At 56.4% G+C, this 24,570-nt stretch carries 22 protein-coding genes; 13 read left to right on the top strand and 9 right to left on the bottom strand.

Annotation, left to right across the window (positions count from 1 at the left end; all coding sequences use genetic code 11):
- Nucleotides 1-16 precede the first annotated feature (16 nt).
- The 6 genes from rbfA to P2R09_RS18600 all read left to right on the top strand — a co-directional run bounded on the left by rbfA (nt 17) and on the right by P2R09_RS18600 (nt 7,336).
- Nucleotides 17-424, top strand: a complete 408-nt coding sequence (gene rbfA, locus P2R09_RS18625) for a 30S ribosome-binding factor RbfA (protein WP_033731320.1) — start codon at nt 17-19, stop codon at nt 422-424.
- Entirely contained in the window at nt 424-1,368 is a 945-nt protein-coding gene (gene truB / locus P2R09_RS18620; protein ID WP_275771898.1) for a tRNA pseudouridine(55) synthase TruB, read from the top strand. The genes rbfA and truB overlap by 1 nt, the downstream gene beginning before the upstream one ends.
- A 131-nt stretch (nt 1,369-1,499) precedes the next feature.
- Nucleotides 1,500-1,769: a 30S ribosomal protein S15 gene (rpsO, locus tag P2R09_RS18615; RefSeq protein ID WP_003851063.1), complete on the top strand. Its 270-nt coding sequence runs from the start codon at nt 1,500-1,502 to the stop codon at nt 1,767-1,769.
- A gap of 310 nt (nt 1,770-2,079) precedes the next feature.
- Nucleotides 2,080-4,215: a polyribonucleotide nucleotidyltransferase gene (gene pnp, locus P2R09_RS18610; RefSeq protein WP_275771892.1), complete on the top strand. Its 2,136-nt coding sequence runs from the start codon at nt 2,080-2,082 to the stop codon at nt 4,213-4,215.
- 129 nt (nt 4,216-4,344) lie between these two features.
- Nucleotides 4,345-5,229 (top strand): lipoprotein NlpI, encoded by an 885-nt coding sequence (nlpI, locus tag P2R09_RS18605; RefSeq protein ID WP_003851059.1) that lies wholly within the window; start codon nt 4,345-4,347, stop codon nt 5,227-5,229.
- A 178-nt stretch (nt 5,230-5,407) separates the two neighbouring features.
- On the top strand, nt 5,408-7,336 hold the full coding sequence (locus P2R09_RS18600; protein WP_003851058.1) for a DEAD/DEAH family ATP-dependent RNA helicase: 1,929 nt from the start codon (nt 5,408-5,410) through the stop codon (nt 7,334-7,336).
- A gap of 55 nt (nt 7,337-7,391) precedes the next feature.
- Here P2R09_RS18600 and P2R09_RS18595 read toward each other — a convergent pair whose 3' ends face one another.
- Complete coding sequence (locus P2R09_RS18595) at nt 7,392-8,138, bottom strand: glucose 1-dehydrogenase (protein WP_008925425.1); 747 nt, start codon at nt 8,136-8,138, stop codon at nt 7,392-7,394.
- 176 nt (nt 8,139-8,314) lie between these two features.
- Between P2R09_RS18595 and P2R09_RS18590 the strand changes: the two genes are divergently transcribed.
- Nucleotides 8,315-9,235, top strand: a complete 921-nt coding sequence (locus tag P2R09_RS18590) for an AraC family transcriptional regulator (RefSeq protein WP_275771889.1) — start codon at nt 8,315-8,317, stop codon at nt 9,233-9,235.
- On the opposite strand, the gene P2R09_RS18585 is transcribed toward P2R09_RS18590, so the two are convergent.
- The 3 genes from P2R09_RS18585 to P2R09_RS18575 form a co-directional block, all read right to left on the bottom strand.
- Nucleotides 9,236-10,246 carry a luciferase-like monooxygenase gene (locus P2R09_RS18585; protein WP_008925426.1) on the bottom strand — a complete coding sequence of 337 codons (1,011 nt, stop codon included), beginning with the start codon at nt 10,244-10,246 and terminating at the stop codon, nt 9,236-9,238. It abuts the gene before it with no gap.
- A 120-nt stretch (nt 10,247-10,366) separates the two neighbouring features.
- A complete protein-coding gene (locus tag P2R09_RS18580) occupies nt 10,367-11,245 on the bottom strand; it encodes a U32 family peptidase (protein ID WP_275772137.1) in 879 nt (292 codons plus the stop codon).
- A 9-nt stretch (nt 11,246-11,254) separates the two neighbouring features.
- Nucleotides 11,255-12,250, bottom strand: a complete 996-nt coding sequence (locus P2R09_RS18575; protein WP_275771888.1) for a peptidase U32 family protein — start codon at nt 12,248-12,250, stop codon at nt 11,255-11,257.
- A 204-nt stretch (nt 12,251-12,454) separates the two neighbouring features.
- Between P2R09_RS18575 and P2R09_RS18570 the strand changes: the two genes are divergently transcribed.
- A complete protein-coding gene (locus tag P2R09_RS18570) occupies nt 12,455-12,979 on the top strand; it encodes an SCP2 domain-containing protein (protein ID WP_003851052.1) in 525 nt (174 codons plus the stop codon).
- On the top strand, nt 12,973-13,479 hold the full coding sequence (locus tag P2R09_RS18565) for an N-acetyltransferase (protein ID WP_275771887.1): 507 nt from the start codon (nt 12,973-12,975) through the stop codon (nt 13,477-13,479). The genes P2R09_RS18570 and P2R09_RS18565 overlap by 7 nt, the downstream gene beginning before the upstream one ends.
- Here the strand turns inward: P2R09_RS18565 and P2R09_RS18560 are convergent.
- Nucleotides 13,463-13,756 (bottom strand): GIY-YIG nuclease family protein, encoded by a 294-nt coding sequence (locus P2R09_RS18560; protein WP_033743118.1) that lies wholly within the window; start codon nt 13,754-13,756, stop codon nt 13,463-13,465. The two genes, P2R09_RS18565 and P2R09_RS18560, sit on opposite strands and share 17 nt — an antisense overlap.
- Before the next feature lie 75 nt (nt 13,757-13,831).
- Here P2R09_RS18560 and P2R09_RS18555 point away from each other — a divergent pair, with 75 nt between their 5' ends.
- Entirely contained in the window at nt 13,832-14,260 is a 429-nt protein-coding gene (locus tag P2R09_RS18555) for a YhbP family protein (protein WP_039658932.1), read from the top strand.
- Between the two features lie 35 nt (nt 14,261-14,295).
- Here P2R09_RS18555 and P2R09_RS18550 read toward each other — a convergent pair whose 3' ends face one another.
- Nucleotides 14,296-14,817 (bottom strand): type 1 glutamine amidotransferase domain-containing protein, encoded by a 522-nt coding sequence (locus P2R09_RS18550; protein WP_275771884.1) that lies wholly within the window; start codon nt 14,815-14,817, stop codon nt 14,296-14,298.
- 145 nt (nt 14,818-14,962) lie between these two features.
- On the opposite strand from P2R09_RS18550, the gene P2R09_RS18545 reads away from it, so the two are divergent.
- Nucleotides 14,963-15,598 (top strand): NAD-dependent epimerase/dehydratase family protein, encoded by a 636-nt coding sequence (locus P2R09_RS18545; RefSeq protein ID WP_275771883.1) that lies wholly within the window; start codon nt 14,963-14,965, stop codon nt 15,596-15,598.
- Here the strand turns inward: P2R09_RS18545 and nrdG are convergent.
- Together nrdG and nrdD are read right to left on the bottom strand one after the other, a co-directional pair.
- Nucleotides 15,590-16,054 carry an anaerobic ribonucleoside-triphosphate reductase-activating protein gene (nrdG, locus tag P2R09_RS18540; RefSeq protein ID WP_181162224.1) on the bottom strand — a complete coding sequence of 155 codons (465 nt, stop codon included), beginning with the start codon at nt 16,052-16,054 and terminating at the stop codon, nt 15,590-15,592. The genes P2R09_RS18545 and nrdG overlap by 9 nt on opposite strands.
- On the bottom strand, nt 16,054-18,192 hold the full coding sequence (gene nrdD / locus P2R09_RS18535; RefSeq protein WP_275771882.1) for an anaerobic ribonucleoside-triphosphate reductase: 2,139 nt from the start codon (nt 18,190-18,192) through the stop codon (nt 16,054-16,056). Before nrdD ends, nrdG begins: the two co-directional genes overlap by 1 nt.
- Nucleotides 18,193-18,440: 248 nt before the next feature.
- Between nrdD and P2R09_RS18530 the strand changes: the two genes are divergently transcribed.
- Nucleotides 18,441-20,813 (top strand): family 20 glycosylhydrolase, encoded by a 2,373-nt coding sequence (locus tag P2R09_RS18530; RefSeq protein ID WP_275771880.1) that lies wholly within the window; start codon nt 18,441-18,443, stop codon nt 20,811-20,813.
- Between the two features lie 35 nt (nt 20,814-20,848).
- On the opposite strand, the gene galR is transcribed toward P2R09_RS18530, so the two are convergent.
- A complete protein-coding gene (gene galR, locus P2R09_RS18525) occupies nt 20,849-21,850 on the bottom strand; it encodes an HTH-type transcriptional regulator GalR (protein ID WP_003851033.1) in 1,002 nt (333 codons plus the stop codon).
- Between the two features lie 190 nt (nt 21,851-22,040).
- On the opposite strand from galR, the gene P2R09_RS18520 reads away from it, so the two are divergent.
- A complete protein-coding gene (locus P2R09_RS18520) occupies nt 22,041-24,314 on the top strand; it encodes a molybdopterin guanine dinucleotide-containing S/N-oxide reductase (RefSeq protein ID WP_275771877.1) in 2,274 nt (757 codons plus the stop codon).
- The last annotated feature ends 256 nt before the right edge of the window (nt 24,315-24,570 follow it).

The raw sequence follows: 24,570 nt of genomic DNA, 5'->3' as shown, positions 1-24,570 counted from the left end.
TTTGGGAGAAATAATGATGGCGAAAGAATTTGGTCGCCCGCAGCGCGTTTCACAAGAGCTGCAAAAAGAGATTGCGATGATCCTGCAGCGTGAGATTAAAGATCCACGTCTCGGCATGATGGTCACGGTATCTGGCGTTGAAGTGTCACGCGATCTTGCCTACGCAAAAGTGTTCGTCACTTTCCTCAACGACAAAGATGAAGATGCCATTAAACATGGCCTGAAAGCGCTGAAAGAAGCGTCAGGTTATATTCGCATTCTGCTAGGTAAAGCGATGCGTCTGCGCATCGTGCCTGAGCTGACCTTCTTCTACGATAACTCGTTAGTTGAAGGGATGCGTATGTCCAATCTCGTCACCAGCGTTGTGAAGAATGATGCTGAACGTCGTGGTCCTGACGCCACTGGCGATGACGAGGAGGCGTAATGAGTCGTCCGCGTCGTCGCGGTCGCGACGTCCATGGCGTGTTGTTGCTGGATAAGCCACAAGGCGTCTCGTCGAATGATGTCCTGCAGAAAGTAAAGCGTATCTTCAACGCTAATCGCGCAGGACATACCGGCGCGCTTGATCCCCTGGCCACTGGCATGTTGCCAATTTGCCTGGGTGAAGCAACCAAGTTTTCCCAATATCTGCTGGATTCCGACAAACGCTACCGTGTGATAGCCCGGCTGGGCGAGCGGACTGACACGTCAGACGCCGATGGCAACATCGTGCAGACGCGTCCGGTCAGCTTCAGTCATGCCGAACTCGATAGCGCCCTGGAGAGCTTCCGCGGCGAAACGCTGCAGGTGCCCTCAATGTTTTCGGCACTGAAGCATCAGGGACGTCCGCTGTATGAGTATGCGCGTCAGGGCATTGTGATTGAGCGAGAACCGCGTCCGATTACGGTCTATGAGCTGCAGTTTATTCGCTGGCAGGATAATGAGCTGGAGCTGGAAATTCACTGCTCCAAAGGCACCTATATCCGCACCATCATTGATGATCTGGGTGAAAAGCTGGGATGCGGTGCGCATGTCACCATGCTGCGTCGTGTGCAGGTTGCCCGTTATCCCTATGAAAGGATGGTGACGCTGGAGCAACTCAATACCCTGCTGGCGGAAGCCACTGACGCTGGCATCTCACTGGAATCGCAGCTTGATCCGCTGCTGTTGCCAATGGACAGCCCGGCCTCTGATTTCCCTGAAGTGAATATCCCGACTGCCGTGGCAGATTTGTTCCGCCTGGGACAGCCAGTACAGGCGAGTAATGCGCCTGCACAGGGACTGGTCAGGGTATCAGAAGGCGAAGCGCGTAAGTTTATCGGCATGGCAGAAATTGCCGCTGATGGGCGTCTTGCGCCGCGTCGTTTAGTGGTTGAGTATCAGGATTAAGTCGTGCGGCCACTTTTCGCTGATGGGGCATTTGCGTTGCTATCAGGCGCAGAGTAGAATAGTGCGGCTTTAAAGCGGGATGCTGAATTAGAGATCGGCACCCATACATTCATTTATTACCGGAGTTTATTATGTCTCTAAGCGTAGAAGCTAAAGCAGAGATCGTTGCTAAATATGGCCGTGGTGCTAACGACAGCGGTTCAACCGAAGTTCAGGTTGCCCTGTTGACCGCGCAGATTACCCATCTGCAGGGTCACTTCTCTGAGCACAAAAAAGACCACCACAGCCGCCGCGGTCTGCTGCGCATGGTATCTCAGCGTCGTAAGCTGCTGGACTACCTGAAGCGTAAAGACGTTGCACGCTACAGCAGCCTGATCGAAAGTCTCGGTCTGCGTCGCTAAGTCTGAAAAATCTGATCGTCGGGGCATTATGTGGTTTTTTGCACTGTGTGCAGCTTACGATCAGATTTGTGCGAGTTTCGTGAAGAGGGGGCCTTTATGGCCCCTTTTTTCGAGCAATCGGCAGCAATCCGGTCCAAACTGATGTATTGTTGCTTAGTGTGATCTTTAGTTTGCAGAATTTCGCGCGGCTAATGAGAGGCTTTACCGCAGAGGCGGTCGAGGGTTGTCATTAGTCGCGAGGATGCAGCTGAAGATTGGTAATCAATGGCGGGCTACAGATAGCCATGCCCCGAAGTTAAGGACTTTGACTTTGCTGAATCCGATCGTACGCAAATTCCAATATGGTCAACATACCGTCACGCTGGAAACCGGCATGATGGCTCGCCAGGCGACTGCCGCTGTAATGGTGAGCATGGACGATACTGCAGTGTTCGTCACTGTTGTAGGTCAGAAAAAATCTAAACCAGGTCAGGACTTCTTTCCACTGACCGTAAACTATCAGGAGCGTACTTACGCTGCTGGTCGTATCCCAGGCAGCTTCTTCCGTCGTGAAGGCCGTCCAAGCGAAGGCGAAACGCTGATTTCGCGTCTGATTGACCGCCCGATTCGTCCACTGTTCCCGGAAGGCTTTGTTAATGAAGTCCAGGTTATTGCAACCGTGGTTTCTGTTAACCCACAGGTTCACCCGGACATCGTTGCGATGATGGGTGCTTCTGCCGCTCTGGCGCTGTCAGGTCTGCCGTTCAATGGCCCAATCGGTGCAGCGCGCGTAGGGTATATTAACGATCAATATGTTCTGAACCCAACTGCAGATGAGCTGAAACAGTCTCGTCTGGATCTGGTTGTTGCGGGTACGCAGAATGCCGTTCTGATGGTTGAATCTGAAGCTGAGATTCTGTCAGAAGAGCAGATGCTGGGCGCTGTGGTCTTTGGCCACGATCAGCAGCAGATTGTTATCGAAAACATCAATGCCCTGGTTGCAGAAGCTGGCAAACCACGCTGGGACTGGCAGCCAGAAGCGGCTAACACCGCACTGATTTCTCGTGTTGCTGCCCTGGCAGAAGCGCGCATCAGCGATGCTTACCGCATCACTGACAAGCAGGAGCGTTACACGCAGGTTGGCGTCATTAAAGACGAAACCATTGCTGCTCTGCTGGCTGAAGATGAAACGCTGGATGGTTCAGAAATCGGCGATATCGTGCATAGCCTCGAAAAAACCGTCGTTCGTACCCGTATCCTGAATGGCGAGCCACGTATTGATGGCCGTGAAAAAGATATGATCCGCGGTCTGGACGTGCGTACTGGCGTATTGCCACGTACCCATGGTTCATCACTGTTCACCCGTGGTGAGACGCAGGCGCTGGTTACGGCCACGCTGGGTACAACCCGCGATGCGCAGAACCTGGATGAGCTGATGGGCGAACGTACCGACAGCTTCCTGTTCCATTACAACTTCCCTCCGTACTCTGTCGGCGAAACCGGCATGGTAGGTTCGCCTAAGCGTCGTGAAATTGGTCACGGTCGTCTGGCGAAACGTGGCGTGTTAGCCGTTATGCCAAAAGCGGAAGATTTCCCTTACACCGTGCGTGTAGTGTCTGAAATCACCGAATCTAACGGTTCTTCTTCAATGGCCTCTGTCTGTGGTGCTTCACTGGCGCTGATGGATGCAGGTGTGCCAATCAAAGCCGCCGTTGCGGGTATCGCAATGGGTCTGGTGAAAGAAGATGAGAAGTTTGTGGTTCTGTCTGACATCCTGGGCGATGAAGATCACCTGGGCGACATGGACTTCAAAGTAGCCGGTAGCCGTGAAGGTATCACCGCGCTGCAGATGGACATCAAAATCGAAGGCATCACGCGTGAAATCATGCAGGAAGCGCTGAACCAGGCTAAGGGTGCGCGTCTGCACATCCTCGGCGTTATGGAACAGGCTATCAGCACACCGCGTACCGAGATTTCTGAATTTGCTCCACGCATCTACACCATCAAAATCAACTCTGACAAGATCAAAGATGTGATTGGTAAAGGCGGCTCAGTGATTCGTGCACTGACCGAAGAGACCGGCACAACGATTGAAATTGAAGATGACGGCACCGTTAAAATTGCTGCGACCGATGGTCTGAAAGCGAAAGAAGCGATTCGTCGTATCGAAGAGATCACTGCAGAAATCGAAGTGGGCCGCGTTTACAGTGGTAAAGTGACCCGCATCGTTGACTTCGGTGCCTTCGTCGCTATCGGTGGTGGTAAAGAAGGTCTGGTTCACATTTCACAAATCGCTGATAAGCGCGTTGAGAAAGTGACTGATTATCTGCAGATGGGTCAGGAAGTGCCGGTTAAGGTGATGGAAGTTGATCGCCAGGGCCGCGTACGTCTGAGCATCAAAGAAGCGACAGAATCTAAGCCGCAGACTGAAGAAGCTGCAGCGGTGATTACACCTGACGCGGAATAAGACGTTGCTGGTTTGCCCCTCTTTGCCTGGCAGAGAGGGGCGTTTGTATCATCGCGAGGGCGGGAATCCTTGTGCACAGCAGGCGGATGACAGGATGGTTATCCCAATGTTTGTATTCGGGAGTGGGAAATGAAGCCTTTTCTGCGCTGGTGTTTTGTTGCGACAGCTTTGACGCTGGCAGGATGCAGCAACTCCAATTGGCGTAAGAACGAAGTTCTTGCAGTGCCTTTACAGCCCACACTGCAGCAGGAAGTGATACTGGCGCGCATGGAACAAATTCTTGCCAGTCGCGCTCTCACCGATGATGAACGCGCACAGCTGTTATATGAGCGCGGAGTGTTGTATGATAGTTTAGGTCTGCGGGCATTAGCGCGGAACGATTTTTCGCAAGCGCTGTCTATAAGACCAGATATGCCCGAAGTGTTTAACTACTTAGGCATATATTTAACGCAGGCGGGCAACTTTGATGCCGCCTATGACGCGTTTGATTCTGTACTTGAGCTTGATCCAACTTACAACTATGCGCATTTAAACCGTGGTATCGCCCTCTATTACGGCGGTCGATACAAGTTAGCGCAAGATGATCTGCTGGCGTTTTATCAAGACGATCCTAACGATCCTTTCCGCAGTCTGTGGCTCTATCTCGTTGAACGTGAGATGGATGCTGACAAGGCAAAAGTGGCGCTTCAACAGCGTTACGACAAAGCGGCGAAAGATCAATGGGGATGGAATATTGTCGAGTTCTACCTTGGAGATATCAACGAGAAAACGTTGATGGAAAGTCTCAAGGCGGACGCAACGGATAACACCTCGCTCGCTGAACATCTCAGTGAAACCAACTTCTATTTAGGTAAGTACTACCTAAGTCTGGGGGAGAAGGACGACGCGAAAGCGTTGTTCAAACTGGCGGTGGCCAACAACGTCAATAACTTTGTTGAACACCGATACGCATTGTTGGAACTGGCGCAACTCGGCCAGGCACAAGACGATTTATCAGAATCTGACCAGCAATAGCTGACGAACTTAATTTGCCTGTAAAACCTGTTAAGTCATCATCTTAAAGGATGAAGGCTTTTCTGTTCGTCAAAACTTTTAATTTGAGCCGGTTCACACTTTTTGATGAAAATGACTGAAAGTTTTCACGACGAGTTATGTAGACTGGCCGCCGCAATCTAAGAGGCACGTGTACTACATGACTGATATTCAAACCACTTTTGCTGACCTTGGCCTGAACGCCGACATCCTTGAATCACTGAATGGCATGGGCTACGTAAAGCCATCCCCAATCCAGGCTGAGTGTATTCCTCACCTGCTGGCGGGCCGTGACGTGTTAGGCATGGCGCAGACCGGGAGTGGTAAAACTGCGGCTTTCTCTCTGCCGCTGTTACACAACATTGATCCTACTGTTAAAGCGCCACAGATCCTGGTGCTGGCACCTACCCGCGAACTGGCGGTACAGGTTGCTGAAGCAGTTACCGAATTCTCTAAACACATGCGTGGCCTGAACGTCGTCGCCCTTTACGGCGGCCAGCGTTATGACGTGCAGCTGCGCGCACTGCGTCAGGGTCCACAGGTTGTTGTAGGTACGCCTGGTCGTCTGCTTGACCACCTGAAACGCGGTACGTTAGACCTGTCTAACCTGCGTGGTCTGGTGCTGGATGAAGCCGATGAAATGCTGCGTATGGGCTTCATCGAAGACGTTGAAACCATCATGGCACAGATTCCAGCGGATCATCAGACTGCGCTGTTCTCTGCAACTATGCCGGAAGCGATTCGTCGTATCACTAAACGCTTCATGAAAGATCCACAGGAAGTGCGTATTCAGTCAAGCCTGACCACGCGTCCTGATATCAGCCAGAGCTACTGGACTGCTTATGGTCGTAAGACCGATGCACTGGTTCGCTTCCTGGAAGCTGAAGACTTTGATGCTGCTATTATCTTCGTGCGTACTAAAAACGCGACGCTTGAAGTGGCAGAAGCGCTGGAGCGTAGTGGCTATAACAGCGCCGCGCTGAACGGTGACATGAACCAGGCACTGCGTGAGCAGACGCTGGAACGCCTGAAAGATGGTCGTCTCGACATCCTGATTGCAACCGACGTTGCGGCCCGTGGCCTGGACGTAGAGCGCATCAGCCTGGTTGTGAACTACGACATCCCGATGGATTCAGAGTCTTACGTTCACCGTATCGGCCGTACCGGTCGTGCCGGTCGTGCTGGCCGTGCGCTGCTGTTTGTTGAGAACCGCGAGCGTCGTCTGCTGCGTAACATCGAACGTACAATGAAGCTGACCATTCCTGAAGTTGAACTGCCTAACGCAGAACTGCTGGGTGAGCGTCGTCTGGCTAAATTTGCCGCGAAAGTACAGCAGCAGCTGGAAAGCAGCGATCTGGATCAGTACCGTGCTCTGCTGGCTAAAATGCAGCCTGAAGATGAAATGGATCTGGAAACACTGGCAGCTGCACTGCTGAAGATGGCACAGGGCGAACGTCCTCTGATTCTGCCACCAGAAGCACCACGTCCTGCACGTCGCGAATACCGCGATCGTGACGAGCGTGATGGCCGTCGTGACAGCCGTGAAGCGCGTGGCGATCGTGCTCCGCGTGAAAACCGCGAAAGCCGTGATGGCGACCGTCCACGTCGCGAACGTCGTGACGTTGGTGAAATGCAGCTGTACCGCATTGAAGTAGGCCGCGATGATGGTGTTGAAGTTCGTCACATTGTTGGCGCTATCGCTAACGAAGGCGACATCAGCAGCCGCTATATCGGTAACATCAAGCTGTTTGGCACCCACTCAACTATCGAGCTGCCGAAAGGCATGCCAGGCGATGTGCTGCAGCACTTCACCCGTACGCGTATTCTGAACAAACCGATGAATATGCAGCTGCTGGGTGATGCACAGCCAAACGAAGGCCGTGGTGATCGTCGTCCAGCTGGCGGTGAGCGTCGTGGTCCAGGTGCTGGCGGTCCGGGCGCAGCTAACCGTGAAGGTGGTCGTCGCTTCTCTTCTGAACGCCGTGAAGGTGGTCGTGAAGGCGGTGGACGTACATTTAACCGTGAAGGTAGCCGTGGTCCACGTCGTGAAGAAGGCGCAGCTGCCGCTCCACGTCGTCGTGATGCATAACGACTTAGCGTCGTAGTAAAAAGGGAAGCCACTGGCTTCCCTTTTTTTATGCCCGTCAGGCACCGCCGCTAATCATGACGCGCTCTCCGCTGACATAGGCGGACTCCTCAGAGGCCAGAAAAAGCGCCACCTGCGCGACATCCTCTGGCAGACCAAAACGCCCCAACGGCGTAGCCGCCAGCAGCTGCGCTTTGAGCTGCGGACTCATCCTCTTCGCTGCCAGTAATCCCTCAGTCAGGATCATGCCAGGCGCCAGGGCGTTAACCCGTATGTTCCTGGCACCCAGCTCGCGCGCCAGTCCCTGAGTCAGGGTATCCACCGCACCTTTGGTGGCTGCCCAGAGTACGGAGCCCGGCGTGCTGTTTTTACTGTTAAGGGCGCTGAGGTTAATAATGCTGCCGCCGTGCGCGGGGAAGTGGCGAATCGCCTGCTGACAGACCATCAGCGTGCCGAGCAGGTTAACGTTAATTTGCTGCTGCATCTCCTCCTGTGTCAGCGCCTCAAACTCGCCGTGATGAAAGCTGCCTGCATTGTTCACCACAATGTCAGGTGCGCCGAAACAGTCTGCGGTGGTGGCGAACAGCCGTTCCACATCCCGCAGGCGAGAGATATCTGCCTGAACTGCCACGGCTTCACTGCCCAGGGTGATGATATCGCTGACTACGTCAGCGGCCCCGACTTCATCCTGACGATAATTGACCACGACGCGTGCGCCCGCTGCGGCAAAGGCGATAGCAATCGCCGCACCTATGCCTTTCGAGGCGCCGGTCACCAGTGCGATTTTGTTCTGCAGTGCTTTCATTATGTCATTCTCCGCCGTAATGATTGCGTCGAAAGACTATGCGCGCTGGTGCTGAGAAGCGGGTAGCGCAATCCTGCAAGCTTTTTGCACAATCCTGCAAAAGTGCCTTATCGCAACAGGTATTTGGCCGGAGGTCAGGTAATATCAGCACAGCGAGCAGGAGGGGGAAGAACAGAGTGACAGAGAGTGATAAGTGGCAGGCGCTGGCACAGTTAATTGCCCGTCATGCGCCGGAGGATGGCCGGCATTCCAGTGCCATCGATTGCTTGTTTTTTGGCCGGGTTTCAGCGCCCACTGAGCCCATGCACTTTGCTCAATGGGCCAGTTTTGCGCTGGTGGCGCAGGGCAGTAAAGCGCTGCATATGGGTGATGAGGTGCTGCACTATGGGCCGGGTGATCTGCTGCTGGTGACACTCGATATGCCGGTACGCGCCTGCGTGACTGTCGCCACGCCGGAAAAGCCGAATCTGGGGATTGGTATTGCCATCAATGAATCCCGGCTGAGGCGCTATCTTGAAAAGTTTCCTCCCGCGCTGCCGCTGGCGATCGCACCTGATGAACGCGGCGTCACCGTACATAAAGTCTCACCTTTGCTGGTGGATGCGGTCATTCGACTGGTAAGCCTGCTTGACCATCCCGAAGATATTGATGCTCTGGCTCCGCTCATTGAGCAGGAGATTTTCTACCGGTTGCTGACCGGGCCAGAAGGCTCGCGGATTTTAAACATGGCGCTGGCTGAGCGGCCGGGCAGTCGGGTGGCACAGGCTGCACGCTGGCTGCGGGAGAATTTTCATCAGCCGCTGAAAATCGATCAGCTTGCCAGTAATGTCGGCATGAGTATCTCTTCACTGCATCATCACTTCAAAGCCGTCACTGCCATGACGCCGATGCAATACCAGAAACAGCTTCGGCTGAATGAGGCACGGCGTTTAATGTTGGTAGAAAAGCTGGATGCCGGTACGGCAGGTTATCGGGTGGGGTATCAGAGCGCGTCACAGTTCAGCCGGGAGTATCGCCGCCTGTATGGGCAATCACCGGCGAGGGACAGCCGTGAACTGGCGGTGAGCACAGAGACCCGCCGCCCACCGCAAAACTGATTAGAGGCTGTTTGCCGCTTCCATCGCAATGGCAAAGGATTTGAGGCGCGCATCGCGGTTAAAAATCTGGCCGTTGACCATAATCTCATCCGCCTGGGTTTCACGCATCAGTGAGGCCAGCCCATGACGCACTTTATCAATATCGCCGACCAGTGACATGCTGAGTGCCTGCTGAACACCATATTGTTCTGAAGGTGACCAGAGGTTATCCATGTTTTCAACCGGTGCCGGTAGCGGGCCCGGTTTGCCGCGGCGCAGGTTAATAAACTGCTGCTGCATTGAGGTAAACAGGAAACGCGCATCACGCTCATTATCAGCGGCGACCACATTAATGCAGACCATGGCGTAAGGCTTATCGAGACGCGCTGATGGCTTGAAGTTCTCGCGATAGACGTGCAAGGCCTGGAACAGCTGGTCAGGCGCAAAGTGGGAGGCAAACGCAAACGGCAGGCCCATTTTTGCTGACAGCTGTGCGCTGTAAAGACTGGAGCCGAGCAGCCAGACCGGAATTTTCAGACCCAGACCGGGCACCGGTTGCACTGGCAGCTGCGCATCCGCGTCAGCATCGAACCAGTTAATCAGTTCAGCGACATCTTCGGGAAAGGTGTCGATATGCATGTTGGCCTGATGACGGCGCAGCGCCATCATGGTGCGCTGGTCAGAACCTGGCGCACGACCTAAGCCGAGATCGATACGCCCAGGATAGAGGGAAGCCAGCGTGCCAAACTGCTCGCCGATGACCAGCGGCGCATGGTTAGGCAGCATGATCCCGCCCGATCCCAGCCTCAGGGTCTCGGTATTCGCCGCCAGATAGCCAATCAGCACTGACGTCGCGGCGCTGGCAATCCCTGTCATGTTGTGATGTTCAGCCAGCCAGTAGCGTTCGAAACCCAGTTTTTCAGCCTGACGCGCCAGCGCCAGTGAATTATGGAACGCATCCCGTGCGGTCGCGCCCTGTGGAATCGGCGCAAGATCCAGTACGGACAGGCGAAGAGGTTTTTTATCAGACATGACTACTCCCGTTGAATGGCGCAGGCATTAAGTGAAGGCCTGCACCATTAAGTATTACGCATCATTCCTTCTATTAAAACTGCTAACCTGTGCAGGAATATAGCCGGTATGTGCTTTTACTCAGGAGACCAGCGTCATACCCGCCAGTTTGCGCCAGTAACCGTTACAATCGCTGCCTTTCGCGACCATTAACGGTGCCTGGCCGTTTTCATTGGCGCGGAAACGGTCGATCTCCGCCAGCGTCGTGACACCCTGCGGCGAGAGCCGGACACAATCAACCCGATCGCGCATACCCGCCAGATCGTTACCCAGGTTATAGCAGTAGCCGCTCATGGTCTGAATGCCATTGAGGACGAACACCTGCTGTCCCTCCTGAGAGTTAACGCGACGGCCTGCTGGATAGTTGATGCAGCAGGTTTCGCAGTCATCTTTCGCGCGGTTTTCCGAGCGGGCGGTGAAGCAGCGCGCCGAGAGCGCCAGCGGCAGATGACCGTAGCCCAGTACCTCCACCTCAAATTGCTGCCGGATACCTCGTCTCTCGCACTGCTCCAGCAGCTGTAGCAGCCAGTCACGGGACATCTCCACTGGCATACACCAGCGCGTCATGCCCTCTTTGACCAGCAGTTGTAGCGTGTCAGCGTTATAGACATTCAGCGTCGGGCCCGCGACAAAAGGCAGGTGACGTTCAGCGGCCATATTGACCGCGCCGATATCATTGGCTTCAATCAGAAACTCGCCGTTCTCAACGTAACGCTGCAGCTCTTTCAGCTCAGAGGGTGACTGCAGCAATGCCAGCGTGCTCAGCACTACCTGTTTGCCGCTGGCCGCGACTTCGCGGGCCAGATCCATCCAGCGCGCATAGGGCGTGGCGCGGCGTTTACTGCACACCGCTTCGCCGAGATAGATAATATCTGCGCTACTGCGGGAAGCCTGTTGATAGAAATCTTCCAGCGTATCGGTTGGCCAGTACCAGAGCACCGGCCCAAGGGCATATTGCATCATGACTCCTTATTGCCATTCGCGGTGATAAGCACCCAGCGTGGTTTGCGTGCCTTCGGAGAGATCGCCCAGCGTCTGCATCCACTGCGGCGCGACGTCAAACTGTTCCGGCTGCGCTTTGCAGCGATCGATGGCCTGACGCCAGACGCGCGCCACGTCAGCAACATAGGCGGGACTGCGCTGACGGCCTTCGATTTTCACTGAGGCGATGCCTGCCCGCAGCAGTTCCGGCAGCAGCTCCAGAGTGTTGAGGCTGGTGGGTTCTTCCAGCACGTGATAACGCTTGTCGTTAACCTCATAACGCCCTTTACATAGCGTCGGGTAACCTGCACTTTCATCCGGCGCGTAGCGATCAATCAGCACTTCATTGAGACGTGATTCCATGCCCTTTGGCGTCTGCTGCCAGCGCACAAATTTCGCCGGTGAGCAGGCGCCCGCGCTGTTAGGTGACTCGCCGGTCAGCCAGGAGGAGAGGTAGCAGCGGCCTTCGGCCATAATGCACAGGCTGCCAAAGGCGAACACCTCCAGCGGCACCGGCGTGCTGCGCGCCAGCTGTTTAACCTGATGAATCGACAGCACGCGCGGCAGCACGACACGTTGCAGATTAAAGTGGCGATGGTAAAAGCGAATCGCCTCCAGATTGGTCGCGGAAGCCTGGACAGAGAGATGACGTTCAACCTGCGGATAGTGCTTCGCGGCATATTCCAGCGTGGCAATATCGGCCAGGATCAGCGCGTCGGCGCCGTTTTGCGCCGCCACATCGATTGCCCGCTGCCAGCGCCCCATACCATCCGGATGGGCAAACGTGTTAATTGCCACATGTAGTTTGCGCCGATGCTGATGCAGATAGCGCGCCGCTTCAGCCAGCTTTTTATCGGTGAAATTCAGGCCCGCAAAGTGACGGGCATTGGTGTCATCTTTCAGTCCCACATAGACTGCATCAGCCCCATTCTCTGTGGCGGTGCGGACGGCGGGTAAATTTCCTGCCGGACAGAGCAGTTCCATAGATGTTCCTCTCAACATGCGATGGGCGTCGAGTCTAGGCATCTGATCCGGGCAGTGTGTTGATTTGGGGCAGTGAAATTCCAGTTCATCGGCCCTTGCGGCACTTTTTTCCTTTCCACCGCAGCCGTTTTTATTGATCTCAGAGGAGGCGCGCAGAAAAGGATATGGCAATATACGTAAAATTTTCTAAAGGGAGTGACGAAAGTGTTAGAGCGGATACATGCCCATTTTGTAAAAAACGGCCCTAAAATCTTAGGGTTACCCGCAGCACTCACCCCATTTCCGGTCAAACAGTTGATTCTGCAACAACTCTTAAACTGGCAATTTCGCCATGCTTTGGCTGAAGGTGAGTTAGACTTTCTGAACGGTCGCCTGCTGGGTATCGAGATTGCCGATCTCAATCTGCACTGGATCACCACGCTGCAGGACGGCCGACTGGCGGTATTGCAACAGTCCGAAGCGGATGTCTGGTTTCGGGGCAATGCCAATGATCTGTTACTGGTGGCAGCACGTAAAGCAGATCCCGATATGCTGTTCTTTCAACGCCGGCTGGTGATTGAAGGTGACACTGAACTGGGACTTGAGGTGAAGAACGTAATGGATGCTATTGAACCTGAGGCTATGCCCACCGCGTTACGCACGGCAATTGAACAGATGGCGAAATTTATCGATGCCGGTATGAAACAGGACGCGAAGGCCGCACGGGCGCGCGCGGGTGCCGCATGTTGATCCGTAGCGAAATTGGTGTGGATGCCGCAGGCATCGACGCGTTGCTCAAACGCTGCTTCAGCACCCCGGCAGAAGCGGAACTGACTCAGGCGCTGCGTGAAGATGGTCTGCTGACGCTCGGCGTGGTCGCCACTGATGAGGAAGGACAGGTGCTGGGTTATGCCGCATTCAGTCCGGTCAGCGTGCAGGGTGAAGATCGCGGCTGGGTGGCTCTGGCACCGCTGGCCGTTGATGAGACGCTACGCGGCCAGGGTCTGGCCAGCAAGCTGATTTATGAGGGGCTGGATACGCTCAATGAATTTGGCTACAGCGCGGTCGTCGTGCTGGGCGATCCGGCGCTGTTCAACCGTTTTGGGTTTGAACCGGCGGCACGCTACGGTCTGCGCAGTCGCTGGCCGGGAACAGAGGCCACATTCCAGGTCTACCGTCTGGCGGAGAATGCTTATGACGGCGCGGAAGGGCAGATCGACTACGCCGAACCCTTTAATCGCCAGCCGTAATACTCAGCCAGCTCTCCAGACTGATCGGCTGAGCCGCCACCAGCAGTAATTTCTGTTGGCGGGGCAGTTGCTTAACCTGATATTCCAGTCTGGAGGCGCTGGCACGATCGCCCGCTGCACAGTGAAACACCAGGTCCAGCGGACCTTTGCCGCGTAGCGCACGTGCGCCACGCCCGCTCTGGTGCTGAGCGACCCGGCGCACCACATCCGTGGTGATGCCGGTGTACAGAATCCCTTTCGCCGTGCGGACGATGTAGAGTTGCCACTGCTGACTCATCGCAATCATTTCCCAAAAAAAGGTGCCGGGCAGTGTAGCGCGCTTCACGCTCTGGTGCACCGCCAGGAGTATATCTTGTCCGATCACGCCCATCTGGTTCGCTATCTCAGAAAGCAGCATGTGCTTTCACTCTGCTGTACCGCCGACGATCAGCTGTGGTGCGCTAACTGCTATTACGTCTTTGATGAGACGCGCATGGTCTTCTGGATCATGACCGAACCCGATACCCGGCACGGCGAGTTGATGGTGCAGAATCCGCAGGTGGCGGGCACCGTCAATGGTCAGCCCAGAAGTGTGTTGCTGATAAAAGGGGTGCAGTATCGTGGCCGGATTAAAAGGCTGGAGGAGGCCACAGAGCAGATCGCCAGAGCCGCTTACCAGAAACGTTTTCCGGTCTCACGCAAAGTGTCGGCACCGCTGTGGGAGATTGAGCTGGATGAGGTGAAAATGACGGATAATGCGCTGGGATTCGGCAAGAAAATTGCCTGGGTGCGGGAAAAATAGAAACGCCCCTTTCAGCTGAAAAGGGCGTATCGGGTTTACAGCGCTTCGAGGATCCGCAGGGATTCACGATTAAAGGCCGGTAAATCGTCCGGCGTGCGGCTGGTGACCAGCTTATCGCCGTCTACCACCACTTCTTTATCATGGAAGTCAGCACCGGCATTGATCAGGTCAATGGCAACGGCTTTAACCGTGGTCATCTTGCGACCGCGAACGCCATTCGCGCTGATCAGCAACTGTGGCCCGTGGCAAATGGCAAAAATGGGCTTGCCGCTGGCAACAAACTCTTTGGTAAAGGCCACGAAACGATCGTCGCCGCGCAGTGCGTCAGGCGAGTGGCCGCCTGGCAGAAGCAGGGCGTCAAATTCAGCCGGGCTAACGTCATCAATGCTGCGATCGATGGTCACTTCCGCTTCGCCTTGCTTGCCTTTAACAACATTACCGGCTTGTTTCTCAATGGTAACCACCTCAAAACCAGCGCGTTTATACACTTCCGCAGGTGAAGTAAATTCTGAGTCTTCAAATTCATCGGTAATTAAAACCGCAACTTTCTTGCTCATCTTTTTCCTCCTGAAATTTGTGGAGCGCGAGGCGCGCTTTCCGGATAACGCTGTAAGCCTGGTCGCTGAGAGTCAGAACGCAAGCCAGCCCGTGAAGATCAGCTATCTTTTAACCTATACGCAGTGAAATAAGGACGAATCTGAGATGAATCGCGTATTACTGACCGGTGCAACCGGCTTAGTCGGGTCGCATCTGCTGCGCTTACTGATTGAGGATCCGCGCGTCGATGAAATCATCGCGCCAACCCGACGGCCACTGCCTGTGATGCAGAAAGTCGTGAACCCGGTTGAAGCCGATCTCACCGATGTGCTGGGGCCGCTGGACTGCTCACTGGATACGGTGTTCTGCTGTCTTGGCACCACGCGTAAGCAGGCGGGCAGCAAACAGGCATTCATCCACGTCGATTACACCCTGGTCGTGGACAGTGGATTGTGCGGATTACGCTTAGGGGCGAAGCAGATGCTGGTGGTCAGCGCGCACGGCGCCAGTCGTCACTCACCGTTTTTATATAATCGTGTTAAAGGTGAAATGGAGAATGCGCTGCGCCATCAGGGCTGGCCGCGCCTGACGCTGGTGCGGCCTTCACTGCTGCTTGGAGAGCGCAAGCAGAAGCGCGGCGGTGAAAGCCTGGCGGGGCCGCTGTTCTCGCTGCTGCCGGGTAACTGGCGCGCCGTGCATGCGCGTGACGTCGCGCGCTGTCTGCACCAGCAGGCTTTCACCCAGGGAGGTGAGAGCGTCACTGTCATTGAGTCAGGCGATATCCCGCGTCACTCAGCGTAACGGCCAGATAATCTGATTACGACTGCCGCGCCATTGCAGCGTGGCATCTTTCTCTTCTTCGACAAAGCGACCATCGATCAGTACGTCGAGATAGTCCAGCACAGCGCGCTGCGCGCTGTTCAGCTCCTGCATCCGGTAACCGGTCCAGAGCCAGATATCTTTATCGGGACACGCCTGCCGCACCCGTTTCACCAGACGGCGGATGTGCGGCACGTTTTGCGGATGCAACGGATCGCCGCCGCTCAGCGACAATCCCTGGCGCGGAATGCGCGTATCCTGCAAATCCGCCAGCAGTTGCTCCTCCATCTCAAGTGTAAAGGGCACGCCGGAGTCGAGCCGCCAGGTGCTCTGGTTGTAGCAGCCGCGGCACTGATGTTCGCAACCGGCGACAAACAGTGTGCAGCGGGTGCCGGGCCCATTAATAATATCGACATCATAGTAGCGATGGATATGCATCATCCCAGCGGTCCCTCTTCAAGATGTTTTACCCGACGCTGCACTTCCTGCTGCTTACCGGCGTTAAACGGCCGCGCATCCGGACTGCCCAGATAGCCACAGACCCGTCGGGTGACAGAGACGCGCGCCGGATCGTGGTTGCCGCAGTTCGGGCAGGTAAAGCCACGGCTGGTACAGGTGAACTCGCCGTTGAAGCCGCACTCGTAGCATTCATCAATCGGTGTGTTAGTGCCGTAATAGGGCACGCGGTCATAGCTGTAATCCCAGACATCCTCCAGCGCTTTGAGATTGTGCTGCACATTCGGGTATTCGCCGTAACAGATGAATCCGCCATTCGACAGCGGCGGATAGGGTGCTTCAAAGTCGATTTTGTCGTAAGGATTGACCTTCTTCTCAACGTCGAGATGGAAGCTGTTGGTGTAGTAGCCCTTGTCGGTGACGCCCGGCACCAGGCCAAACTGCGCGGCATCAAGACGGCAAAAGCGGTCGCACAGATTCTCGCTCGGCGTGCTGTAAAGGCTAAAACCGTAGCTGGTTTCCTCTTTCCAGCGCTCGGTGGCATCACGCATACAGGCGATAATCTCCACACCTTTAGCACGCAGCGCCGCGTCATCGTAAGGGTGTTTATGACCGCCGCTGAGTGCGTTCAGCGTTTCGTGCAGGCCGATATAGCCCAGCGACAGCGACGCACGGCCATTGCGGAAAATAGGACCAACTTCATCATCCGCATTCAGCCGGACGCCACAGGCGCCTTCCATGTAGAGGATGGGCGCGACGCGCGCTTTGGTTTTCTCCAGCCGCGCCAACCGCGTCATCAACGCCCGCTTAGCCAGCAGCAGGCGCGCATCGAGCAGCGTCCAGAAACGCGCCTCATCGCCGCCCGCTTCCAGCGCAATGCGCGGCAGGTTCAGGCTGATCACGCCGATATTATTGCGCCCCTCATGAATCTGCTCGCCATTCTCTTCATAAACGCCCAGGAAGCTGCGGCAGCCCATTGGCGTTTTAAATGAGCCGGTCACTTTCACGACCTGATCGTAATTGAGGATGTCGGGATACATCCGCTTGCTGGCACACTCCAGCGCCAGTTGCTTGATGTCGTAGTTAACGTCGCCCGCCCGGCGGTTAACGCCCTCACGAATGCTGAACACCAGTTTTGGAAACACCGCTGTTTTACGATTCTTACCCAGCCCCGCCAGGCGGTTGCGCAGAATTGACTGCTGAATCAGCCGCGCTGCCCAGTCAGTCCCCAGACCAAAACCAAAGGTGACAAACGGCGTCTGGCCATTGGCGGTGTGCAGGGTGTTCACCTCATACTCCAGCGACTGAAAGGCGTCGTAGCACTCTTTCTCCGTACGCTGGCGTGCATACTCTTCTGCCTGCGGAATCTGCCACTGCTCAGCAATTGCCAGATGCCGGGTATAGCTCTGCTCAACAAACGGAGCGAGCACTTCATCAATGCGGTTTATGGTGGTACCACCGTAAATGTGGCTGGCGACCTGGGCGATGATCTGCGCCGTGACGGCGGTGGCGGTGGCGATCGATTTAGGCGGCTCGATCTCAGCATTGCCCATTTTGAAGCCGTTGGTCAGCATACCTTTAAGATCGATCAGCATGCAGTTGAACATCGGGAAGAAGGGCGAATAGTCGAGATCGTGATAGTGGATCTCGCCGCGCTCGTGCGCCAGCACCACATCGCGCGGCAGGATCTGCTGCTGCGCGTAGTGCTTTGCCACGATCCCGGCCAGCAGATCGCGCTGCGTCGGGATCACTTTGCTGTCTTTGTTGGCGTTTTCATTCAGCAGCGCCGCGTTGGTCTGATCGACCAGGCCGCGAATGGCGTGATGTAACTGGCTCTGACGATCGCGAGCGACATCGCGATCGTGCCGGTATTCAATGTAAGCGCGCGCCAGCTGCGGGTATGGGCCCGCCATCAGCGTCTCTTCCACTGCACACTGAATCTCCCGGATATCCACTTCCGGACGATCGGCCAGCCGCAGGGCAACCTGCTCAGCGACCTGCGTGCACCAGGCCAGGTCATCGACCTCTGCTGCCTGTGCCGCCGCCGCGACGGCCTGCTCAATACGCTGCGCATCAAAACCCGTCCGACATCCATCACGCTTGATGACCACCGTCGCCATTTCTCTCTCCGTAAACTACATATAGGTGTTTGATGGATTCTATCCCCTACATGTAGTGATTGCTGCGAATTATTGCGTTCTGTTTTGACCTGAAACAAGGAAGATTCAACACGGCAGGGAATGCCGACTGAGGTAAGAATCAGGTTTTGAGATCAGGTTTCCGGGTGATTAACTGGCGTATTGGCGTGCAGCAACTTTAATCAACGTTATGCCCTGTTAAAACGTTGACGTCACAAGGATGCCCGCCAATGTGGTTACCCCGTTCTCTGCTCCTGCTTTCAGCCTTTTGTCCACTCGTCCTGGCCAGTCCGCTGCCACTGATGCCCTGGCCGCAGCAGGTGGAGCAGCCCGCCAGTGGCGGTGCACTTACCCTGACGCCGCAACTGACGCTGCAAATCTCAGGTGATCATCTGGCAGGTGCTGAAGCACGCTGGCTGGCGCGAATCAGTAACCAGACGGGCTGGCCGCTGTTGCCTGCATCCCAGCCGGTGGCCGCGCCGACTATACGTATCGTCATTGCAAAGGCGGTGGACCCGCTGCCGCTGCCCGACAGCGATGAGAGCTATCAGTTGCAGGTTGATGGCGACGGCGTCCTGTTAACTGCACCCAGCCGTTTTGGCGCGATGCGCGGTATGGAAACCCTGCTGCAACTGATCCAAAACGGTGCACAGGGCACGACGATTCCTTACGTGACCATCCACGATCATCCCCGCTTTCCGTGGCGAGGTGTGCTGATCGACACAGCGCGCCACTTTATGCCGGTAGAGACACTTAAACGTCAGATCGACGGCCTGGCCGCCGCGCGAATGAACGTCTTTCACTGGCATCTCACTGACGATCAGGGCTGGCGATTCGCCTCCAGCCACTATCCCCAGCTGCAGCAGAAAGCCAGCGATGGCAACGACTACAGTCAGCAGCAGATGCGGGAGATTGTGAAATATGCCACCGAGCGTGGGGTGCGTGTGGTGCCTGAGCTGGATATGCCGGGACACGCCTCAGCGCTGGCGGTGGCAATGCCGGAGCTGATAAGCAGACCGGGAAATTATCAGATGGAGCGCGGCTGGGGCGTCTTTAAACCGCTGCTCGATCCCAGTAACGAACAGGTTTATCAGGTGATCGACACGCTGGTGGGTGAGATGGCGGCGATCTTCCCCGATCCCTGGCTGCACATCGGCGGCGATGAAGTCGATCCCACCCAGTGGAACGACTCACCCGCGATTCAGCAGTTCATGCGCGATCACAATCTGAAAGATGCGCATGCGCTTCAGGCGTACTTCAATCAGCGGGTGGAAAAGATCCTGGAAGCCCATCACCGTCAGATGGTGGGCTGGGATGAGATCGCCCATCCCGATCTGCCGCGCAGCATTCTGATCCAGTCGTGGCAGGGCCAGGATACGCTGAGTGCGCTGGCAAAAGAGAACACGCGCGGTATTCTCTCCACCGGGTTCTACCTCGATCAGCCCCAGCCTGCCAGCTACCACTACCGCAATGAGGTCACGCCGCGCGGGCTCAACGGCCTGGATCGTCTGCGGCCCGGCGATCAGGCGCAGAGCTGGTCATTCACGATGCCGCGCCTCAAAGGCAGCCCGGTGAAGGGCAGCTTTACGCTCATTCAGGGCGAGTCGGGCTGGCGCGGTTTTATCGACTTCGACGGCAAGTCCCGGCGGATGATCCGTGAGATCAACTGGCTCTCGACGCAGCAGGTGCAGTTCAGTGTGGATAGCTGGATGGGGCCGTTCCAGCCGGTATTCACGCTGCAGCAACCGTCCCTCAAAGGCTATGTGCTGGTGGGCAACGTCCGTTATCCCACCAGCGGTCAGTGTCTGATGCAGCCGCCGGCGGGCATCGCGCCCGTGCTGCCCACGCCAGAACAGGTGCAGCATAACCTGCTGGGTGGTGAGGTGGCGCTGTGGGCGGAAAACATCAACAGCCAGATTATTGATACCAAATTGTGGCCGCGCGCCTTTGTGGTGGCTGAGCGGTTATGGTCTGCAGAGGATGTCACGAACATGGATTCAATGTATTCGCGGCTGTCAGCGATGGATCGCTGGAGCACTGTATCGGTGGGAACGCTGCAGCATGCCCAGACGGAGCAGCAGATGATGCGGCTGGCCAACGGGCACGATATTGCCCCGCTGCAAATACTGGCTGAGGTGCTGGAACCGGCGCAATATTACACCCGCCAGCATCTGAAGTTTCAGGCGGGCCATTACGACTATCACGAGCCGTTAAACCGGCTGGCGGATGTGCTGCCTGCCGAGAGTGAGGCGGTGCGCCAGCTGGAGCAGCATGTCGCCGTGTTAATCGCCAACCGTAATAACCCGGACGCTGCCTCCGCAGTTCGTGCCCCGCTGCAGCGCTGGCAGGCCAACACGACTGCGGTAATGCCGATCATCAACGGTAGCGCGACGCTGAAGCCGCTGGCACACAGCGTGCAGCAGATTGAGGTGCTGAGCACCATGGGCGTCGCGCTGGTGAATGCTTACGTCCGCAACCAGGCGTTTGGTGCCAGCGAAGTGGCGGAGATGCATGCGAAACTCGATGCCGCTGCACAGGTGCAGGATGAAACGGTGATCGCGCTGGTCAGGCCTCTGGAGACGCTGTTGCGCGCTTTTCAGTAAATGCGGTGGCCGGTGCGGAACCGGCCACCGTAGCATCAGGCCGGGCCGCTGACCGAATGGCGACGCACCAGCGTCGGGCTGAACATGTGGGTGACTTCCGGCAGCGGCAGATCGTTAGCCAGTGCCAGCGCAAGCTGGGCTGCCTGCTGCGCCATGGTGACAATCGGATAGCGGACGGTGGTGAGGCGCGGTCGCACATAGCGCGACACCAGCACATCATCAAAGCCGATCAGTGACATCTCTTCCGGCACGCGAACACCGTTATCGCTCAGCACTGCCAGTGCACCTGCCGCCATGGAGTCGTTGTAACAGGCGACAGCGGTGAAATTCCTGCCGCGTCCCAGCAGTTCCGTCATCGCCTGCTCACCGCCGACTTCATCCGGTTCGCCCCAGGTGACCAGCCGGTCGCTGCACGGCAGGCCGTGCTCTTTCAGCGCATCGTAGTAACCCTGCAGGCGATCTTCGGCATCGGAGATGGTGTGGGTCGAGCAGATAAAGGCGATATTCTGATGGCCGAGCTGGATCAGATGACGGGTGGCAAGCCAGGCACCGTAGCGATCATCAAGCGCAATACAGCGCTTTTCAAAGCCTTTTATCAGCCGGTTCAGCAGCACCATACCGGGCACCTGCTTCATCAGCACTTCCAGCTCTGCGTCAGGAATTTTCTTGGCGTGAACCACCAGCGCCGCGCAGCGATGACGCATCAGCTGTTCAATCGCCTGCCGCTCTTTTTGCTCATTATGGTAACCGTTACCAATCAGCAAAAAGTTACCGGTATCGCCTGCCACCTCATCCACGGCTTTAACCATCGCGCCAAAAAAGGGATCGGAGACGTCACCGACAATCAGGCCGAGCGTTTCGGTCGATTGTTGCGCCAGCGCGCGTGCGTTGGCATTCGGGTGATACTGAAGCTGCTCCATCGCCTGGCCTACGGCCTGTCGGGAGCTGTCGCTGGCTTTGGGAGAATTATTGATTACACGTGAGACTGTGGCGACAGAAACGCCCGCCAGTCGCGCAACATCCTTTATGGTAGCCATGCGTTGACCTGCTTTGGGGAAAACGTTTACACATCACATCAGTGTTACGGAAAAGGGCGGACACATCAACCCGACAGAATGTCAGCGTCGTCGCAAAAAGGGGCGAAATCGGGCACTCAGGCACATCTTCTGCTCAGCCGCCGCCCCATGTTATGCTCAATCTCCCACCTGGCTACCGTGAAAAACAACGATGAAAACCAAAGTGCCACATCTGGCTCACTGGGGCGCCTTTACCGCCGTCACTGAAAATGATCGCCTGATTGGCTGCGAACCCTTCTTCGCCGATGCCGATCCGTCACCGATGATCCACACCATTCCTGAACTGGTCTACTCAGACAAACGCATTCGCCAGCCGATGGTGCGTCGCTCGTGGCTAAAGTCACGCGAAAAGAGCGATCGCACGCTGCGTGGCCGGGAAGATTTTGTCGCCGTCGACTGGGAAACCGCGCTGGACCTGGTGGCGGAGGAGAATCGCCGCGTGCGCGAGCGTTACGGTGCGTCGGGCATTTTCAACGGCTCCTACGGCTGGTCATCGGCTGGTCGCGTTAATCACGCCCGCACCCTGGTTCGTCGTTTCTACTTTCAGGGTGGCGGTGGCGTCGATCAGCAGGGCAACTACAGCTGGGGTGCCGCGCAGTTCTTCCTGCCCTATGTAATCGGCACGTATATGCCGCTGACCGGGCGCGTCACCGAATGGCCGCAGGTGGTGGAACACGCCGAAATTTTTGTCGCTTTTGGTGGGCTGGCGCTGAAAAACGCCCAGGTTGCCTCGGGTGGCGCAGGGCAGCACAGCCTGAAACCGGCGCTGATGCAGCTGGCGGCCAAAGGGACGCCGGTAATCAACATCAGCCCGATGCGCGATGACTGTCCGGAATTCGTTAACGCCGAGTGGATCCCGATTCGCCCTAATACCGACGTGGCGCTGATGCTGGCGCTGGGCCATGAAATCACCCAGCGCGGTGCGGTTGATGAAGCGTTTCTCGCCAGCCACTGCACCGGCTGGCCGCAGCTGCGTGCTTATCTGCTGGGTGAAACTGACGGCGTGGCGAAAACCGCTGGCTGGGCCAGTCGTATCACCGGCATTCCAGCGGATAGAATTGTGCAGCTGGCGCAGCAGCTGACCGGCAAGCGCAGCTTTATTACCTGCTCCTATTCCGTTCAGCGCGCCCATCGCGGCGAACAGCCTTACTGGATGATGATTGCGCTGTCGTCGATGCTCGGCCAGCCCGGCCTGCCGGGCGCAGGTTTCTCATTTGGTCACGGTTCAATGAACAGCGTTGGCAACCCACGTCAGGAGGGGCCAGCCCCGATGATGAGCACCGGCCCCAATCCGTCCGGGCTGTCGATTCCGGTGGCGCGCATCAGCGATATGCTGCTCAATCCCGGCCAGCCGTACCGCTTCCAGGGCGAAACGCTGCACTATCCCGACATTCACATGGTGCACTGGGCGGGCGGCAATCCGTTCCATCATCACCAGCAGCTGAACCGGCTGGTGGAGGGCTGGCAACGGCCCGATACGGTGGTGGTGCAGGATATCGTCTGGACGCCTGCTGCGCAGATGGCGGATATCGTGCTGCCTGCCACCACCACGCTGGAGCGCAACGACATCGGCGGTTCCTCACGCGATCGCTTTGTGCTGGCGATGCATCAGGCGATTAAACCGCAGCACCAGGCGCGCAACGACTTCGATATTTTTGCGGACCTGGCCGAGCGACTCGGCTATCGCGACACCTTCACCGAAGGGCGCAACGAGATGCAGTGGATCGCCCATCTTTATCAGCAGTGTGCGACCGCGCATCAGCGCAAAGGCATCGATTTCCCCGAATTTGATGCGTTCTGGCAGCGCGGCTTTGTGGAAATTCCGGAAGGCGGCAAGCCCTATCAGTTTATGGAGGCGTTCCGCGCCGATCCGCAGGCGAACCCGATTAAAACCGCCAGTGGCAAAATCGAGCTTTTCAGCCAGACCATTGCGGACTACCAACTTGACGATTTTGCCGGTCATCCGGAGTGGCGTGAACCGCAGGAGTGGCTCGGCTCGCCGGTCAGCCACGACTATCCGCTGCACATGATCTCAATTCAGCCTTCGGACCGGTTACACAGCCAGCTGGATGCCACCGAAACGGTGCAGGGCAATAAAACCGCCGGACACGAAACGCTCTACATGCATCCGCAGGATGCAGCAGCGCGCGGTCTGGTGGAGGGCGACGAGATTGAGGTGAGCAACGCACGCGGCATGATGCTGGCGGGCGTGCGGATCACCGAGGGTGTGACTCAGGGCGTGGTCATTATCTCCACCGGTGCCTGGTTTGATCCTGGTTTTGGCAAGGCGTGGCAGCCGCACGATCGCGCGGGTAACCCCAATGTGCTGACGCTCGATATCGGAACCTCGTCGCTGACGCAGGGACCAAACGCCATGAGTTGCCTGGTGGAAATCAAAAAACATCAGGATTGCACAATAGCGTAAGGATCTCATGGCTGGTTACATTTTGCGGGTAACTGTTGCGTTTGAGAGATAGCAGCCGATTAATCCCTCTTGCTACATTCAGGGTCCCAGAGGTATTGATGGGTGAACATCAATAGATTTTCTTGATTACACCAACCTGCGCAGATGCGCAGGTTTTTTTTGCCCAAAATCAGCGGTCGATAACGAACTGATACACAGTTTTCCTGTTATACAGCCAGCGCTTTCTTTATAACTTCTGGCACCAGCCTCTTTCTCT

This window comes from Pantoea sp. Cr_R13, from assembly GCF_029222565.1.
Lineage (GTDB): Bacteria > Pseudomonadota > Gammaproteobacteria > Enterobacterales > Enterobacteriaceae > Pantoea > Pantoea eucalypti.
The sequence above is the reverse complement of the archived record's forward strand: the minus strand, read 5'-3'. Positions and strand labels throughout refer to the sequence as shown.